Genomic DNA, 16209 nt, shown 5'->3' with positions numbered 1-16209 from the left:
ATCTTTTTAGAGAGGTTTACGCTTGTTTGACCGTTATGATGCCGGTGAGCAGGCGGTGCTGGTACACATCTATTTTTCGCAAGACAAAGATATGGAAGACCTCCAGGAGTTTGAATCTCTGGTCTCTTCCGCCGGTGTCGAAGCAATGCAGGTGATTACCGGTAGCCGTAAAGCGCCGCACCCAAAGTATTTTGTTGGTGAAGGTAAAGCAGTCGAAATTGCGGATGCCGTAAAAGCAACCGGCGCGTCAGTCGTGTTGTTTGATCATGCGCTGTCTCCAGCCCAGGAGCGCAACCTGGAAGCCCTTTGCGAATGCCGTGTTATCGATCGCACGGGTTTGATTTTAGATATTTTTGCTCAGCGTGCACGTACCCATGAAGGGAAACTGCAGGTTGAGCTGGCGCAGCTGCGCCATCTGGCAACGCGTCTGGTGCGTGGCTGGACACACCTTGAAAGACAAAAAGGCGGGATTGGTTTGCGCGGTCCGGGTGAAACCCAGCTCGAAACCGACCGTCGTTTACTGCGTGGCCGAATTACCCAGATCCTCTCACGTCTGGAACGTGTAGAGAAACAGCGTGAACAGGGGCGTCGGGCGCGCACCAAAGCCGACATCCCGACGGTGTCGCTGGTGGGCTATACCAACGCCGGTAAATCCACCCTGTTTAACCAGATAACTGAGGCCCAGGTGTATGCCGCAGACCAGCTGTTTGCGACCCTGGACCCTACGCTGCGCCGTATTGACGTTGCAGACGTCGGTGAAACGGTGCTGGCGGATACCGTAGGTTTTATTCGCCACCTGCCGCATGACCTTGTGGCGGCGTTTAAAGCCACCCTGCAGGAGACGCGACAGGCGACTCTGCTGCTGCACGTGATTGATGCAGCAGACGTGCGCGTGCAGGAGAACATTGACGCGGTGAATGTGGTGCTCGAAGAAATCGATGCTCACGAGATCCCAACGCTGTTGGTCATGAACAAGATCGATGTGCTGGACGATTTCGAACCGCGTATCGACAGAGATGAAGAAAACAAACCAATTCGGGTCTGGCTTTCTGCCCAGACCGGTATTGGTGTGCCACTGCTTTTCCAGGCTTTGACAGAACGTCTTTCCGGTGAGGTAGCTCAGCACACGCTGCGACTGCCGCCACAGGAAGGCAGGCTGCGCAGCCGGTTTTATCAGCTTCAGGCGATAGAAAAAGAGTGGATGGAGGATGACGGCAGCGTGGGGATGCAGGTGCGTATGCCGATCGTTGACTGGCGTCGCCTCTGTAAACAAGAACCTGCGCTGGTCGACTATATAGTCTGATCAGAAAGGGGATGCCTGAATAATTCGCCCTTGCATAACAAATATGGAGCATATACATGGCGTGGAATCAGCCCGGTAATAACGGACAAGACCGCGACCCGTGGGGAAGCAGCAAACCTGGCGGCAACTCTGAGGGAAATGGCAACAAAGGTGGTCGCGAGCAGGGGCCGCCGGATCTGGATGATATCTTCCGCAAACTGAGCAAGAAGCTTGGTGGCCTTGGCGGAGGAAAAGGTTCTGGCTCGGGTGGCAATTCCACTCAGAGTACGCGCCCGCCAATGGGGGGCCGCGTAGTGGGCATCGTGGCCGCTGCGGTAGTCATCATCTGGGCAGCCAGCGGGTTCTACACCATTAAAGAAGCAGAACGCGGCGTAGTCACCCGTTTCGGTAAGTTCAGCCATCTGGTTGAGCCGGGTCTGAACTGGAAGCCAACCTTCATTGACGACGTGACCGCGGTAAACGTGGAATCTGTCCGTGAACTGGCCGCCTCCGGCGTGATGCTGACCTCTGACGAAAACGTGGTGCGCGTTGAGATGAACGTGCAGTACCGCGTGACCGATCCTGAGCGTTACCTGTTTAGCGTGACCAGCGCCGATGACAGCCTGCGTCAGGCGACTGACAGCGCCCTGCGTGGTGTCATCGGAAAATACACCATGGACCGTATCCTGACCGAAGGTCGTACCGTTATTCGTAGCGATACCCAGCGCGAGCTGGAAGAGACCATTCGTCCGTACAACATGGGTATCACCCTGCTGGACGTCAACTTCCAGGCTGCGCGTCCGCCGGAAGAGGTGAAAGCCGCATTTGACGATGCGATTGCTGCCCGTGAAAACGAACAGCAATACATCCGTGAAGCAGAAGCGTACACCAACGAAGTTCAGCCACGCGCTAACGGTCAGGCGCAGCGTATTCTGGAAGAAGCGCGCGCGTATAAGACCCAGACCATCCTGGAAGCTCAGGGTGAAGTGGCTCGCTTTGCGAAGATCCTGCCTGAATACAAAGCGGCGCCGGAAATTACCCGTGAGCGTCTCTATATCGAGACCATGGAAAAAGTGCTGAGCCACACCCGCAAAGTGTTGGTTAACGATAGTAAAGGCGGAAACCTGATGGTGCTGCCGCTGGATCAGATGCTGAAGGGCAGTTCTGCACCGGCAGCAAAAGATACCAGCGGAGCGAACAACCTGCTGCGTCTGCCGCCAGCCTCAACAGGCAGCGCCAGTACGAACACAACGCCTTCTTCGAACGATGGTGACATTATGGACCAACGCCGTGCTAACGCGCAGCGTAACGACTACCAGCGTCAGGGGGAATAAGGATGCGTAAGTCAGTTATTGCGATCATCGTCATCGTACTGGTCGTGCTTTATACCTCGATCTTTGTGGTGAAAGAGGGCGAGCGTGGGATCAAGTTCCAGTTCAGCAGCGTCGTGCGTGATGGCGACAAACGCCCGGTGATTTACGAGCCGGGTCTGCACTTCAAGGTGCCGTTCATTCAGTCCGTAAAAACGCTTGATGCGCGTATCCAGACCATGGATAACCAGGCAGATCGTTTTGTGACCAAAGAGAAGAAAGACCTGATCGTTGATTCCTATATCAAATGGCGCATCAGCGATTTCAGCCGTTACTTCCTGGCAACGGGCGGCGGTGACGTTTCTCAGGCAGAAGTGCTGCTGAAACGTAAGTTCTCTGACCGTCTGCGTTCTGAGATTGGTCGTCTGGATGTGAAAGACATCGTGACCGACTCCCGTGGTCGTCTGACCCTGGAAGTTCGCGATGCGCTAAACTCCGGCACAGCGGGCACTGAAGATGAAGTTTCAACGCCGGCAGCAGACGATGCGATTGCCAAAGCGGCTGAACGTGTTCAGGCGGAAACCAACGGTAAAGTGCCGGTGATCAATCCGAACAGTATGGCTGCACTGGGTATCGAAGTCGTTGACGTGCGTATCAAGCAGATCAACCTGCCGGTGGAAGTGTCCGAGGCGATTTACAACCGTATGCGCGCCGAGCGTGAAGCGGTAGCCCGTCGTCACCGTTCACAGGGCCAGGAAGAGGCTGAGAAGCTGCGTGCTGCAGCAGACTACGAAGTCACCAAGACGCTGGCGGAATCTGAGCGCCAGGGCCGTATCCTGCGCGGTGAAGGTGATGCGGAAGCCGCGAAGCTGTTTGCTGATGCCTTCAGCCAGGATCCTGACTTCTATGCCTTTATCCGTAGCCTGCGTGCCTACGAGAATAGCTTCCAGAGCAGCCAGGATGTGATGGTGCTTAGCCCGGACAGCGATTTCTTCCGTTATATGAAGACGCCGACTAACGCAACGCGATAAACTCAGGCTCGTTTGAGTATTCAAACCACCGCTCTCAACGGAGCGGTGGTTTTCTTTTATAAGGAACAAAAATGAATTCAACGATCTGGCTCGCGCTGGCCCTGGTCCTGGTGCTTGAAGGCCTGGGACCGATGCTCTATCCACGCGCCTGGCGTCGAATGATCGCCACCATGAGCCAACTGCCGGATAATATTTTACGTCGTTTTGGCGGCGGTCTTGTGGTTGCGGGCATCGTGATCTACTACATGTTGAGGAAAACGATTGGCTGATCAAAAAGTAGGCGCAATCGGCGTATTTTGAGGTCAAAAAGTGCTGTATATCTGAAAAAGCGATGGTAGAATCCATTTTTAAGCAAACGGTGATTTTGAAAAAAATGGGTAACAACGTCGTCGTACTGGGCACCCAATGGGGTGACGAAGGTAAAGGGAAGATTGTTGATCTTCTGACTGAACGGGCTAAATATGTTGTGCGCTACCAGGGCGGTCACAACGCAGGCCATACTCTCGTAATCAACGGTGAAAAAACCGTCCTCCATCTTATTCCATCAGGCATTCTTCGCGAAAACGTCACCAGCATCATCGGTAACGGCGTTGTGCTGTCTCCAGCGGCGCTGATGAAAGAGATGAAAGGTCTGGAAGACCGTGGTATCCCTGTTCGTGAGCGTCTGCTGCTCTCCGAAGCCTGCCCGCTGATCCTGGATTATCACGTGGCGCTGGACGTAGCGCGTGAGAAAGCGCGTGGCGCGAAAGCGATCGGCACCACCGGTCGTGGTATCGGCCCGGCTTACGAAGATAAAGTTGCACGCCGCGGTCTGCGCGTGGGCGATCTCTTCGACAAAGCGACCTTCGCTGAAAAACTGAAAGAAGTGATGGAATATCACAACTTCCAGCTGGTGAACTTCTATAAAGCTGACGCTGTTGACTACCAGAAAGTGCTGGATGACGTCATGGCGATTGCAGACATTCTGACCGGTATGGTTGTTGATGTGTCCGATCTGCTGGACCAGGCGCGCAAGCGTGGCGATTTCGTCATGTTCGAAGGTGCGCAGGGTACGCTGCTGGACATCGACCACGGTACCTATCCGTACGTCACCTCCTCTAACACCACCGCGGGTGGCGTGGCGACCGGCTCTGGCCTGGGTCCACGTTATGTGGATTACGTCCTGGGCATCATCAAAGCGTACTCCACTCGCGTGGGTGCGGGTCCATTCCCGACCGAACTGTTTGATGAAACCGGCGAGTTCCTGTGCAAGCAGGGTAACGAGTTTGGCGCGACCACCGGTCGCCGCCGTCGTACCGGCTGGCTGGATGCGGTTGCCGTGCGTCGTGCAGTGCAGATCAACTCCCTGTCTGGCTTCTGCCTGACCAAGCTGGACGTACTGGACGGCCTGAAAGAAGTGAAAATCTGCGTCGGCTACCGTATGCCAGATGGCCGCGAAGTGACCACCACTCCGCTGGCTGCTGACGACTGGGAAGGCATTGAGCCAATCTACGAAACCATGCCGGGCTGGTCTGAGACCACCTTCGGTGTGAAAGAGCGTAGCGGCCTGCCGCAGGCGGCGCTGGATTACATCAAGCGTATTGAAGAACTGACCGAAGTGCCGATCGATATTATTTCTACCGGCCCGGATCGTACTGAAACGATGATCCTGCGCGACCCGTTCGACGCATAATCTTCGTGACTGCTGGCCTGCGGGGAGACCCGTAGGCCGGATAAGCGTAGCGCCATCCGGCGACCGCTCCTGGATCTCCGCTTTTTCGCCCCGTCTGTCAAATAAATTAGCCGCTAACTATCTGGCTGGTTTATCATCATTAATGAATATCTCTGCGGTTTGTCCGCGATTTCCCTTTTTCCTGAGGTTGATGTGCAGTTAACAAGTTTCACCGATTACGGCTTACGTGCGCTGATTTACATGGCGTCGTTACCCGAGGGGAAGATGACCAGTATCTCTGAAGTGACAGAGGTCTACGGCGTATCCCGTAATCATATGGTCAAAATAATCAATCAACTTAGTCGTGCCGGATACGTTGCTGCCGTCCGCGGGAAGAATGGTGGGATCCGTCTCGGTAAACCGGCACAGAGTATTCGTGTTGGCGATGTGGTACGTGAACTGGAGCCGCTGTCTCTGGTGAACTGCAGCAGCGAGTTCTGCCACATCACGCCCGCTTGCCGCCTCAAACAGGCGCTTTCTAAGGCCGTGCAAAGTTTTCTCATGGAACTGGATAACTACACGCTGGCCGATTTGGTTGAAGAGAATCAACCGCTTTATAAATTATTGCTGGTGGAATGAAGAAAATTTCCACCGGAGCTGACAACGGAGGAACCGACATGTCACACGATCCTTTCCAGGAACGCGAAGCCGAAAAATACGCGAATCCTATCCCCAGCCGCGAGTTCATCATTGAACACTTAACAAAACGCGAAAAACCCGCCAATCGTGAAGAACTTGCCGTTGAATTAAATATTGAAGGTGAAGAGCAGATTGAAGCCCTTCGCCGCCGCCTGCGCGCGATGGAGCGCGACGGGCAACTGGTCTTTACCCGCCGCCAGTGCTACGCGCTGCCGGAACGCCTCGATCTGCTGAAAGGGACCGTCATTGGTCACCGCGATGGCTTCGGCTTCCTGCGCGTGGAAGGCCGTAAAGACGATCTGTATCTCTCATCTGAACAGATGAAAATGTGCATCCACGGCGACCAGATCCTGGCACAGCCGCTGGGCGCCGACCGTAAAGGTCGCCGAGAAGCGCGCGTCGTGCGCGTTCTGGTGCCAAAAACCAGCCAGATTGTCGGCCGCTACTTTACCGACGCGGGCGTTGGGTTCGTGGTGCCGGACGACAGCCGTCTGAGCTTCGACATCCTGATCCCACCTGAAGAAGTGATGGGCGCCCGCATGGGCTTTGTGGTGGTGGTGGAACTTACCCAGCGCCCAACCCGTCGCACCAAAGCGGTAGGTAAAATCGTCGAAGTGCTGGGCGATAATATGGGCACCGGCATGGCCGTTGATATGGCGCTGCGCACCCACGAAATTCCGTACATCTGGCCGAAAGCGGTTGAAGAGCAGATCGAAAGCCTGCGTGAAGAAGTGCCGGAAGAATCCAAAGTGGGCCGCGTGGATCTCCGCTCCCTGCCGCTGGTTACGATCGACGGTGAAGACGCCCGTGACTTCGATGACGCCGTCTACTGCGAGAAAAAACGCGGCGGCGGCTGGCGTCTGTGGGTCGCTATTGCAGACGTAAGCTACTATGTTCGTCCGCACACTCCGCTGGATAACGAAGCGCGCAGCCGCGGTACCTCGGTCTACTTCCCGTCCCAGGTCGTGCCGATGCTGCCGGAAGTGCTCTCTAACGGCCTGTGTTCCCTGAACCCGCAGGTTGATCGCCTCTGTATGGTTTGCGAGATGACCATCTCCACCAAAGGGCGCTTAACCGGCTACAAGTTCTACGAAGCGGTGATGAGCTCGCACGCGCGTCTGACCTATACCAAGGTCTGGCATATGCTGCAGGGCGACCAGGATCTGCGCGAACAGTACGCGCCGCTGGTCAAACACATCGAAGAGCTGCATAACCTCTACAAAACGCTGGATCAGGCGCGCGAAGAGCGCGGCGGGATCTCGTTTGAGAGTGAAGAAGCGAAATTTATCTTCAACGCCGAGCGCCGCATTGAGCGTATCGAACAGACCCAGCGTAATGATGCGCACAAGCTGATCGAAGAATGTATGATTCTGGCGAATATCTCGGCGGCACGCTTCGTTGAGAAAGCCAAAGAGCCTGCGCTGTTCCGTATCCACGATAAACCGTCGACGGAAGCCATCACCGCGTTCCGCTCCGTGCTGGCTGAACTGGGCCTGGAGCTGCCGGGCGGCAACAAGCCAGAGCCGCGCGATTACGCCGAGCTGCTGGAATCCATTAGCGATCGTCCTGATGCAGAAATGCTGCAGACGATGCTGCTGCGCTCAATGAAGCAGGCGATTTACGATCCGGAAAACCGCGGACACTTCGGCCTGGCGCTGCAGTCTTACGCCCACTTTACGTCGCCGATCCGTCGTTATCCTGACCTCTCCCTGCACCGTGCGATCAAGTATCTGCTGGCGCAGGAGCAGGGACATAAAGGGAACACCACCGAAACCGGTGGCTACCACTATTCGATGGAAGAGATGCTGCAGCTGGGTCAGCACTGCTCCATGACCGAACGCCGTGCCGATGAAGCCACCCGCGACGTGGCGGACTGGCTGAAGTGTGACTTTATGCTGGACCAGGTCGGTAACGTCTTCAAAGGTGTGATTGCCAGCGTGACCGGCTTTGGCTTCTTCGTTCGTCTGGACGAGCTGTTCATCGACGGTCTGGTGCACGTCTCCAGCCTGGATAATGACTACTACCGCTTCGACCAGGTCGGCCAGCGTCTGATTGGCGAATCTGGCGGCCAGACCTATCGTCTGGGCGACCGTGTGGAAGTGAAGGTTGAGGCCGTGAATATGGACGACCGTAAAATCGACTTCAGCCTGATCTCCAGCGAGCGCGCCCCGCGTAACGTCGGTAAAACCGAACGCGAAAGAGCGAAAAAAGGCGGAAACGGCAAAACGAGCGGCAAGCGCCGTCAGGCCGGTAAGAAGGTGAACTTCGAGCCGGACAGCGCGTTCCGCGGTGAGAAGAAGCAGAAGCCGAAGGCGGCGAAGAAAGAAGCCCGTTCAGCGAAGAAACCTTCCGCGAAGACACAGAAAATAGCGGCCGCCACCAAAGCGAAGCGCGCGGCCAAGAAAAAGCAGGCGGAGTAAAATCTCCCCTCATCCTGACCCTCTCCCCAACGGGGGGAGGGGAAATACTTATTACGAGAACCATCAATGAGTGAAATGATTTACGGCATCCACGCGGTGCAGGCCCTTCTCGAGCGCGCACCGGAGCGTTTTCAGGAAGTGTTTATTCTGAAAGGGCGTGAAGATAAACGTCTGATGCCGCTGATCCACGCCCTGGAAGCGCAGGGCGTGGTGATCCAGCTGGCGAACCGCCAGTTCCTGGATGAAAAAAGTGAAGGCGCGGTTCACCAGGGGATCATTGCCCGCGTGAAGCCGGGCCGTCAGTATCAGGAAAACGATCTGCCGGATCTGATCGCTGAGCTGGATAACCCATTCTTCCTGATCCTCGATGGCGTAACCGATCCGCACAACCTCGGCGCGTGTCTGCGCAGCGCCGATGCAGCGGGCGTGCATGCGGTGATCGTACCGAAAGATCGCTCCGCGCAGCTGAACGCGACGGCGAAGAAGGTGGCCTGCGGCGCGGCGGAAAACGTTCCGCTGATCCGCGTGACCAACCTGGCGCGCACCATGCGCCTGCTGCAGGAAGAGAACATCTGGATCGTCGGGACTGCCGGTGAAGCGGATCATACTCTGTACCAGAGCAAAATGACCGGCCGTCTGGCGCTGGTGATGGGGGCGGAAGGTGAAGGCATGCGTCGTCTGACCCGCGAGCACTGCGATGAGCTGATCAGCATCCCGATGGCGGGCAGCGTGTCCTCCCTGAACGTGTCTGTTGCGACGGGTATTTGCCTGTTTGAAGCGGTGCGTCAGCGTAGCTGATTTTCGCCCGGTGGCGCTTCGCTTACCGGGCCTACGGTTTTGTAGGCCGGGTAAGGCGAAGCCGCCACCCGGCAAAACAACCTCACTCCTCTAACGACCGCAAATGGTCATCCTTCCTCAGAGTCATCAGCGCGAAAATACTCACCACCGCCGTTGCCATCACGTAATACGCCGGAATATCCAGGTTACCCGTCTGCTTAATCAGCCCGGTAATGATTAACCCTGCGCATCCCGAGAAAATCGCGTTCGATAACGAGTAGGCCAGCCCCAGCCCGGTATAGCGCACGCGCGTCGGGAACATCTCAGAGAGCATCGCCGGGCCCGGCCCCGCCAGCATGCCCACCAGACCGCCCGCAATCAACACCACAACAGCCTTCACCGCCAGCGTGCTGGACTCCGCCTGCAGAAGTTTCAGCAGCGGCAGGGCGAGGATCAGCAGCAGCGCGGTGGCGATAATCATCACCGTGCGACGCCCGATCCTATCGCTCAGGATCCCCGACGGAATGATGGTCAGCGCAAACCCAACGTTCGAAATCACCGCGATCAGCAGCGCCTGGTTAAACCCGGTGTGTAGCGCCGACTGGAGATAGGTCGGCATAATCACCAGGTAAGTGTAACCCGCCGCAGACCAGACCATTACGCGCCCAATCCCCATCACGATGGCCCTGAGCGTAGCGGCAATATCCGCCTGAGCGACAGCCGGTTTGTCCTGCTGCTGCACAAAGCTGGGCGTCTCCTCCATGCTGACGCGAAGCCACAGCGCAACAACACCCATGGGCAGCGCCAGGAAGAAAGGAATGCGCCAGCCCCAGTCGTGCAGGGCTTCAGGCGTGAGGAGGGCGGAGAGCAGCGCCACGATGCCTGCGCCCGCCAGCAGCCCCAGCGCCACGGTAAAGGACTGCCACGCGCCATAGAGGCCGCGCCTGCCGCGCGGGGCGAACTCCGTCATCAGCGAGACCGCACCGCCGTACTCGCCGCCGGCGAACAGTCCCTGCAGGATGCGAAGCAGCGTAACGATCAGCGGTGCGGCAATGCCGATGCTGGCATAGACCGGCACAATGCCGATGGCGGCGGTGGCCAGCGTCATGAGTACCAGCACAATAATGAGCGTCGGCTTTCGGCCAATTCGGTCGCCGATGCGGCCAAACACCACCGCACCCAGCGGACGGAAGAAGAAGGCGATGGCGAATGAGGCGTAGGTGAGAATCAGGCTGGTAAGCCCAGCTTCCCCTTCAAGCTGGAAGAAGTTCTTCGCAATGACGGTCGCCAGAAAACCGTAGACCGCAAACTCATACCACTCGATAAAGTTACCAATGGAGCCGGCAATTAATGCTCGCTTGTGCGCATCCGGTTGCATAACGATCCTCATTGAAAAGGGTAAGAATAAATTATTCAACAAAAGCGAAGTCATGAAATAGTTTATTCTTATGTTCTGTGAGCTATTTCACGAATGATATCAGCGGGATCGTGAACGTGTGACTCCCCTCCCATGCAGCGTGTGCGCGGTCTGTCCATACTTATCGTCATTGCCACTGAAGGAGGGAGACAGTATGCACTGGCAGACCCATACCGTTTTCAATCAACCCGCACCGCTTTCCAACAGCAACCTTTTCCTCTCGGACTGCGCGCTGCGTGACGCAGTTTCGCGCGAGGGGGCCGAGTGGGATATCGAACTGCTCGCCAGTATCGGGCAGCAGTTAGGTACCGCAGAGTCGCTGGAGCTGGGCAGGCTGGCGAACGTGAATCCGCCGGAGCTGTTACGCTATGACGCCACGGGCGAGCGGCTGGACGACGTGCGTTTTCACCCGGCATGGCACCTGCTGATGCAGGGGCTGTGTGCCAATCGGGTACATAACCTGGCGTGGGAAGAGGAGGCGCGTAAAGGGGCGTTTGTCGCGCGGGCCGCACGCTTTGTGCTGCATGCGCAGGTGGAAGCGGGCACGCTTTGCCCGATCACCATGACGTTTGCCGCCACGCCGCTCCTGCAGCAGGCGCTTCCCAAAATATTTCACGACTGGCTGACGCCGCTGCTCAGCGATCGCTACGATCCGCATCTGGCTCCTGGCGCGCAAAAGCGCGGCCTGCTGATCGGTATGGGGATGACGGAAAAACAGGGCGGCTCGGACGTGCTGAGCAACACCACCAAAGCGGAAAAATGCAGCGACGGCAGCTACCGGTTGGTGGGCCATAAATGGTTTTTCTCCGTCCCGCAAAGCGATGCGCATCTGGTGCTGGCCCAGGCGAAGGGCGGGTTGTCCTGCTTTTTTGTGCCGCGCTTTTTACCTGACGGACAGCGCAACGCCGTCCGGCTCGAGCGCCTCAAGGACAAGCTCGGGAACCGCTCCAACGCCAGCAGCGAGGTGGAGTTTCTTGATGCCTCCGGCTGGCTGCTGGGGGAAGAGGGCGAAGGGGTACGGCAGATCCTCAAAATGGGCGGTCTGACGCGCTTTGACTGCGCGCTGGGCAGCCACGGACTGATGCGTCGGGCGCTCTCGGTGGCGCTGTACCATGCCCACCAGCGTCAGACCTTCGGCAAAAATCTTATCGATCAGCCGCTCATGCGCGAAGTGCTAAGCCGGATGGCGCTGGTGCTGGAGGGGCACACGGCGCTGCTGTTCCGCCTGGCCCGCGCGTGGGATAAACGCGCGGATCCGCAGGAGGCCGCCTGGGCGCGGCTGTTTACCCCGGCGGCGAAATTTAGCGTGTGCAAAGCGGGCATCCCGTTTGTCGCTGAGGCGATGGAGGTGCTGGGTGGGATCGGTTATTGCGAAGAGAGTGAACTTCCCCGCCTGTACCGCGAGATGCCGGTGAACAGCATCTGGGAAGGGTCAGGAAATATCATGTGCCTGGACGTGCTGCGCGTGCTGGCGAAGCAGCCGGGCATTCACGACCTGCTTGCCGACGAGTTTGCGCAGGTGAAAGGGCAGGACAGACACTTCGACCGCAGCTGGCGACAGCTTCAGCAAAAACTGCGTAAACCGCAGGAGGCGCAGGGGCGGGAGATCGCGCAGCAGCTTTTCCTGCTGGGTGCCGGAAGCCAGATGCTGCGGCATGCGTCGCCCCCGGTGGCGCAGGCGTGGTGCCGCATGATGCTGGATACCCGTGGCGGCACGCTGATGAGCGAGCAGGTGCAAAGTGACCTGCTGCTGCGTGCGACGGGCAGAGTCGGTTAGTCTTTTAGCTGGAACAGACTCACCAGCTGGGCCAGATGTGATCCCTTCTCGCGCAGCGTTTGAGCCGTTTGTTCGCTGCGTGAGATACGATCGGCATTGATATGCGACGCTTCGCCAATGTGGGTCATGGCGAGATTAACCTGGCCAATCCCTGCAGACTGCTCGCGTGAGGCATGGTTAATCTCGGTGACCAGCTGACTGATGTTATCGATATGAATGATGATGTCATCCATCGCCAGGCGGGTCTTTTCAGACAGCGCATGGCCCTCACTCACTTTTCTGAGCGTATCGCCAATCAGCTGTTCAATCTCCTTCACCGCGTTAGCGCTGCGTCCCGCCAGGGCGCGAACTTCCTGCGCGACTACCGCAAACCCTTTTCCGTGCTCACCCGCGCGGGCCGCTTCCACTGCCGCATTCAGCGCCAGAATATTGGTCTGGAAAGCGATGGATTCGATCACGCGCGTGATGTCTTCGATGCGTTTTGACGCTTCGCGAATATCGTCCATGGTCGATACCGCGTGGGTGACCGTCTCACCGCCCTGATGGACCGCGAGCGAGGTTTCACCGACCAGCTGCTGCGTTTGCTCCATGTTGGCGGCATTTTGCTGCACGGTGGCGGCCAGCTGCTCCATGCTGGCGGAGGTCTCTTCCACGCTGCTCGCCTGCTTGTTGATCTGCTCTGAAATCTCGCCGGTGTCGGCGGCCAGCGCGTTGGTGCCCAAATGGATCTCGCCAGCGGCCTCGCGGACCTGCAGGACAATTTTTTGCAGGCCGCCGCCGATGCCGTTGATGGCGTCGATCAGCTGGCCGACCTCGTCCTGGCGCGTCACGGGCAGGCTGGAACGGAGATCCCCTGCGGCATATTGCCGGGCAAGATGGATCACATTGCGCAGCGGTCGGGTCAGCACGCGGCGAATAAGAATCACGAACAGGCCAGCAAACAGGATGGATAAGACCACGCCGGCCAGCAGGAAGCGATCGCGCATGGCGGTAACGCTTGAGAGCAGCACCGATTTATCCACTTCGCCGACGATAGTCCAGTTCCAGCCTGGCAGCGGGGTATAGGCCATTTTCAGCGTGCGGCCGTCGTCGCTTACGCGTTCCAGCGTGCCGGGCTTGTCACTCAAAAGCTGTTGCTGCGTCGCGCCGTCCCACTTCGGCAGCTGTCCCTCTTCACCGGCATGGAACAGGTATTGCCCGCGCGTTTTGCCCTTGCTGCGATCCAGCACGAAGAAGTGGCCGCTCTCGCCCAGGCGGCGGGTGAGGATTTTCTCGCGCATGACGTTCCAGGAATGCGTAATGTCCACGCCAACAAAGACGATCGCAATGACCTGGCCTTCGGCGTTTTTAACCGGCTGATACTGGGTGATATAGCGTTTGCCAAACAGCAGCGCCAGGCCACGGTAGACTTCCCCTCTGTTGACTGCGGCAAAGGCCGGGCTGGCGGTATCCAGCACGGTGCCCATCGCCCGCTCGCCGTTCTCTTTGCGCAGGGAGGTGGCGACGCGAACAAAGTCGTTACCGCTGCGTACAAACAGCGTGGAGATTGCTCCCGTACGGCTCAGAAAATCATCGGAAAAAGAGGTATTTTCATGGAGTTCAGCTTCTCCCCCTTTCAGTAGGGGAACGGTGAGCCCGTTAATGGTCCGGGGCTGCTGAGTATCGACGCTAAAAGGCTGGGGCAGAAATGTCGTAAACAGTTTGGTGTAGCTTTCGACTTCTTCGCTCAGGCTGGTATTAAACATCTGCACCATGTCGACCATGCCTGTGGACTGATTATGCAGATCTTCGACGGCGAGGGCTTCAAGCTGCTGGCTGGCTTTTTGACTGAGCAGAAAAGTGAAAAGCAGAAACAGCGTGGCGACACTGATGCCCGTAAGCAGCGACAGCTTTGCCCCCAGGCCTGCACGGCGAAAAACGTTGATCATAAATTGCTCATCATTGAAAAGGTATGGTTCTTCAACGGCAGAGCGGGGATTACGTTTACTGAATTAATGTAACAAAATGTTATTTTCTTGTTATTGATTGGTTTTTCATAAGATAAAAGATTTGCAAAAACGAAAAGCCACTAAAAATAAGTGGCTTTTATCAGGAGGGATATTACACGTAAAGAATGGCCTGTACTCGCCAGTGGTCGATGTGGTGATCTTCCTGCATCTGGATGATGCGATACCATGAAGCACCCTGCTCATCGGCCTTTAATGCCACAACGCGTTCAACGTCCTGCGGGCTCCCCGAGATATTATTCACGGAGATCTGGCCAATTTCATTCAGGCCAGTCACACAGTCAGCACTGGCGAATTCTGCTGACTGCGCGGTGGTGCTCACCAGGCCTGCTGAGAGCAACAGAGAGGTCAAAGCAAGAGTTCGTTTCATCGTCAGCTCCATTTCACATATCTCCGGTATCCGCCGGGCAATCCTTCGCGAATAAACTCCCTTCCATTGACGCGGGCATGGAGTTTATTGTGGACAGGAAAATGTCTATGGACGCAAAGCAGTGTAAATCTCGTTCAAAGGAAAACCATTATTTACGGTACAAAATTGCCTGTGAATACCACTGTCCCGTTATGATGGTTTCGTCGATCATAATGATGACGTAATAATCTGCTTTGGCGGCGACGGCCTGTGCTTTTATTGCCGCTTCTGCGTCATCGGGGGAGCCGCGTACCAGCGCGGAAATCGTGCCCATTCGTTGTAATCCTTCCGTCTGATTACGACGAATCTCCTGTGGATGATCGGCGACCGGTGGAGCGGGTTGCGGCGTTCCCTGCAGCGCGCTACAGCCACTAAGCAGAAACACCAGCACTAAAGCAGCAAACCTGCGCATAACCATATCTCGTTTCCTGATAGCCATAGTGTAGTTGTCTGTGAATTTAGTTTTGGGGGAATGTTCCCGAAGTGTTATCTGGGACGTAAATTTCGAATGAAAATGACGTGAAAGCGTAACCCAGTTCTCAACATTATGAATCATACATTCGCACAGGGTCGACAATGATTGAAATTGAAATACGCCACCTCGGCGACCATGAAATTTTACACGCGATGCCTGCGGGTAAACGTGATAAACCGCTGCCTGTTGTGGTTTTTTATCACGGGTTCACCTCATCGAAGCTGGTTTACAGTTATTTTGCGGTTGCGCTGGCGCAGGCGGGTTTTCGCGTGGTGATGCCGGATGCGCCTGACCACGGCGCCCGCTTTAAGGGCAATGAACAGGCGCGGCTTGGGCAGTTCTGGCACATTCTGCACGGGAGTCTGACCGAGTTTGCCGGGGTGCGCGATGCGCTTTATGAGGCCGGCCTGGTTGCCGACAATCGTCTGGCTGTCGCCGGGGCGTCGATGGGCGGTATGACGGCGCTGGGGATTATGACGCATCATCCGGAAGTGAAGTCGGTCGCCTGCCTGATGGGCTCGGGCTATTTTACGTCGCTGGCGAAGACGCTCTTTCCCCCTAAGGAATTAGCGGAAATCACCGCGACGCTCGAAGAGTGGGATGTGTCCCGGTCATTGCCGCGCGTGGCCGATCGCCCATTGCTGCTATGGCACGGTGATGCAGATGATGTGGTCCCGCCCGAGGGAACCTTCCGTCTGCAGCAGGCGTTAATAAATGCAGGCCTGGACGGTAATCTGACCTGTCTGTGGGAAGCGGGCGTCCGCCACCGCATCACGCCAGCGGCGCTGGACGCCACGGTGGCATTTTTCCGCCAGCACCTTTAAATGCGCAGCACCTTAACTCCCGATCTTCCAGTTTCAGGAGGATCTCAGGGGTCTTTTACCGATGGTATTCCGGAGCCTTTCTCAAAAAAAAGCCCCCGGGCAGGGGGCAACGTCAACTATGGCTATGTTCT

At 56.9% G+C, this 16209-nt stretch carries 14 protein-coding genes; 10 read left to right on the top strand and 4 right to left on the bottom strand.

The window, feature by feature from the left end:
• Positions 1 to 22 precede the first annotated feature (22 nt).
• The 8 genes from hflX (at position 23) to rlmB (ending at position 9191) form a co-directional block, all read left to right on the top strand.
• The gene (gene hflX, locus AC4IBF_RS19755) at positions 23 to 1303 is read left to right on the top strand and encodes a ribosome rescue GTPase HflX (protein ID WP_133293627.1); all 1281 of its coding nucleotides are present in this window, start codon (positions 23 to 25) and stop codon (positions 1301 to 1303) included.
• A gap of 56 nt (positions 1304 to 1359) precedes the next feature.
• On the top strand, positions 1360 to 2616 hold the full coding sequence (gene hflK / locus AC4IBF_RS19750; RefSeq protein ID WP_133293628.1) for an FtsH protease activity modulator HflK: 1257 nt from the start codon (positions 1360 to 1362) through the stop codon (positions 2614 to 2616).
• Positions 2617 to 2618: 2 nt separating this feature from the next.
• On the top strand, positions 2619 to 3623 hold the full coding sequence (gene hflC, locus AC4IBF_RS19745; RefSeq protein ID WP_111965392.1) for a protease modulator HflC: 1005 nt from the start codon (positions 2619 to 2621) through the stop codon (positions 3621 to 3623).
• 71 nt (positions 3624 to 3694) lie between these two features.
• Entirely contained in the window at positions 3695 to 3892 is a 198-nt protein-coding gene (locus tag AC4IBF_RS19740; RefSeq protein WP_003855996.1) for a DUF2065 domain-containing protein, read from the top strand.
• 104 nt (positions 3893 to 3996) lie between these two features.
• Positions 3997 to 5295 carry an adenylosuccinate synthase gene (locus tag AC4IBF_RS19735; protein WP_006178975.1) on the top strand — a complete coding sequence of 433 codons (1299 nt, stop codon included), beginning with the start codon at positions 3997 to 3999 and terminating at the stop codon, positions 5293 to 5295.
• A gap of 192 nt (positions 5296 to 5487) precedes the next feature.
• Positions 5488 to 5913: a nitric oxide-sensing transcriptional repressor NsrR gene (nsrR, locus tag AC4IBF_RS19730; RefSeq protein WP_111965420.1), complete on the top strand. Its 426-nt coding sequence runs from the start codon at positions 5488 to 5490 to the stop codon at positions 5911 to 5913.
• A gap of 38 nt (positions 5914 to 5951) precedes the next feature.
• Positions 5952 to 8393, top strand: a complete 2442-nt coding sequence (gene rnr, locus AC4IBF_RS19725) for a ribonuclease R (RefSeq protein WP_115876625.1) — start codon at positions 5952 to 5954, stop codon at positions 8391 to 8393.
• 66 nt (positions 8394 to 8459) lie between these two features.
• A complete protein-coding gene (gene rlmB / locus AC4IBF_RS19720; protein ID WP_058840431.1) occupies positions 8460 to 9191 on the top strand; it encodes a 23S rRNA (guanosine(2251)-2'-O)-methyltransferase RlmB in 732 nt (243 codons plus the stop codon).
• 82 nt (positions 9192 to 9273) lie between these two features.
• On the opposite strand, the gene AC4IBF_RS19715 is transcribed toward rlmB, so the two are convergent.
• Positions 9274 to 10548, bottom strand: a complete 1275-nt coding sequence (locus AC4IBF_RS19715; RefSeq protein ID WP_133293629.1) for an MFS transporter — start codon at positions 10546 to 10548, stop codon at positions 9274 to 9276.
• A gap of 193 nt (positions 10549 to 10741) precedes the next feature.
• On the opposite strand from AC4IBF_RS19715, the gene AC4IBF_RS19710 reads away from it, so the two are divergent.
• A complete protein-coding gene (locus tag AC4IBF_RS19710) occupies positions 10742 to 12364 on the top strand; it encodes an isovaleryl-CoA dehydrogenase (protein WP_133293630.1) in 1623 nt (540 codons plus the stop codon).
• Here the strand turns inward: AC4IBF_RS19710 and AC4IBF_RS19705 are convergent.
• From AC4IBF_RS19705 to bsmA, 3 genes are all read right to left on the bottom strand, one after another.
• Complete coding sequence (locus tag AC4IBF_RS19705) at positions 12361 to 14292, bottom strand: methyl-accepting chemotaxis protein (protein ID WP_133293631.1); 1932 nt, start codon at positions 14290 to 14292, stop codon at positions 12361 to 12363. The genes AC4IBF_RS19710 and AC4IBF_RS19705 overlap by 4 nt on opposite strands.
• Positions 14293 to 14464: 172 nt before the next feature.
• Positions 14465 to 14752, bottom strand: a complete 288-nt coding sequence (gene yjfN, locus AC4IBF_RS19700; RefSeq protein ID WP_111965386.1) for a DUF1471 family protease activator YjfN — start codon at positions 14750 to 14752, stop codon at positions 14465 to 14467.
• A gap of 136 nt (positions 14753 to 14888) precedes the next feature.
• Positions 14889 to 15218 (bottom strand): biofilm peroxide resistance protein BsmA, encoded by a 330-nt coding sequence (gene bsmA / locus AC4IBF_RS19695; protein WP_111965385.1) that lies wholly within the window; start codon positions 15216 to 15218, stop codon positions 14889 to 14891.
• Between the two features lie 137 nt (positions 15219 to 15355).
• On the opposite strand from bsmA, the gene yjfP reads away from it, so the two are divergent.
• Positions 15356 to 16078 carry an esterase gene (gene yjfP / locus AC4IBF_RS19690; RefSeq protein ID WP_491463059.1) on the top strand — a complete coding sequence of 241 codons (723 nt, stop codon included), beginning with the start codon at positions 15356 to 15358 and terminating at the stop codon, positions 16076 to 16078.
• Positions 16079 to 16209 lie beyond the last annotated feature (131 nt).

Source organism: Enterobacter sp. Taxon_8 (assembly GCF_058354585.1).
This window is presented reverse-complemented; position numbering and strand designations above follow the sequence as displayed.

Excerpts from the sequence above, each read along its gene's own strand:
- hflC (WP_111965392.1), top strand. The coding sequence starts at position 2,619 with ATGCGTAAGTCAGTTATTGCGATCATCGTCATCGTACTGGTCGTGCTT.
- bsmA (WP_111965385.1), bottom strand. The coding sequence starts at position 15,218 with ATGGCTATCAGGAAACGAGATATGGTTATGCGCAGGTTTGCTGCTTTA.
- AC4IBF_RS19710 (WP_133293630.1), top strand. The coding sequence starts at position 10,742 with ATGCACTGGCAGACCCATACCGTTTTCAATCAACCCGCACCGCTTTCC.
- AC4IBF_RS19740 (WP_003855996.1), top strand. The coding sequence starts at position 3,695 with ATGAATTCAACGATCTGGCTCGCGCTGGCCCTGGTCCTGGTGCTTGAA.
- yjfN (WP_111965386.1), bottom strand. The coding sequence starts at position 14,752 with ATGGAGCTGACGATGAAACGAACTCTTGCTTTGACCTCTCTGTTGCTC.
- rnr (WP_115876625.1), top strand. The coding sequence starts at position 5,952 with ATGTCACACGATCCTTTCCAGGAACGCGAAGCCGAAAAATACGCGAAT.
- AC4IBF_RS19735 (WP_006178975.1), top strand. The coding sequence starts at position 3,997 with ATGGGTAACAACGTCGTCGTACTGGGCACCCAATGGGGTGACGAAGGT.
- AC4IBF_RS19705 (WP_133293631.1), bottom strand. The coding sequence starts at position 14,292 with ATGATCAACGTTTTTCGCCGTGCAGGCCTGGGGGCAAAGCTGTCGCTG.
- yjfP (WP_491463059.1), top strand. The coding sequence starts at position 15,356 with ATGATTGAAATTGAAATACGCCACCTCGGCGACCATGAAATTTTACAC.
- hflK (WP_133293628.1), top strand. The coding sequence starts at position 1,360 with ATGGCGTGGAATCAGCCCGGTAATAACGGACAAGACCGCGACCCGTGG.
- AC4IBF_RS19715 (WP_133293629.1), bottom strand. The coding sequence starts at position 10,548 with ATGCAACCGGATGCGCACAAGCGAGCATTAATTGCCGGCTCCATTGGT.
- rlmB (WP_058840431.1), top strand. The coding sequence starts at position 8,460 with ATGAGTGAAATGATTTACGGCATCCACGCGGTGCAGGCCCTTCTCGAG.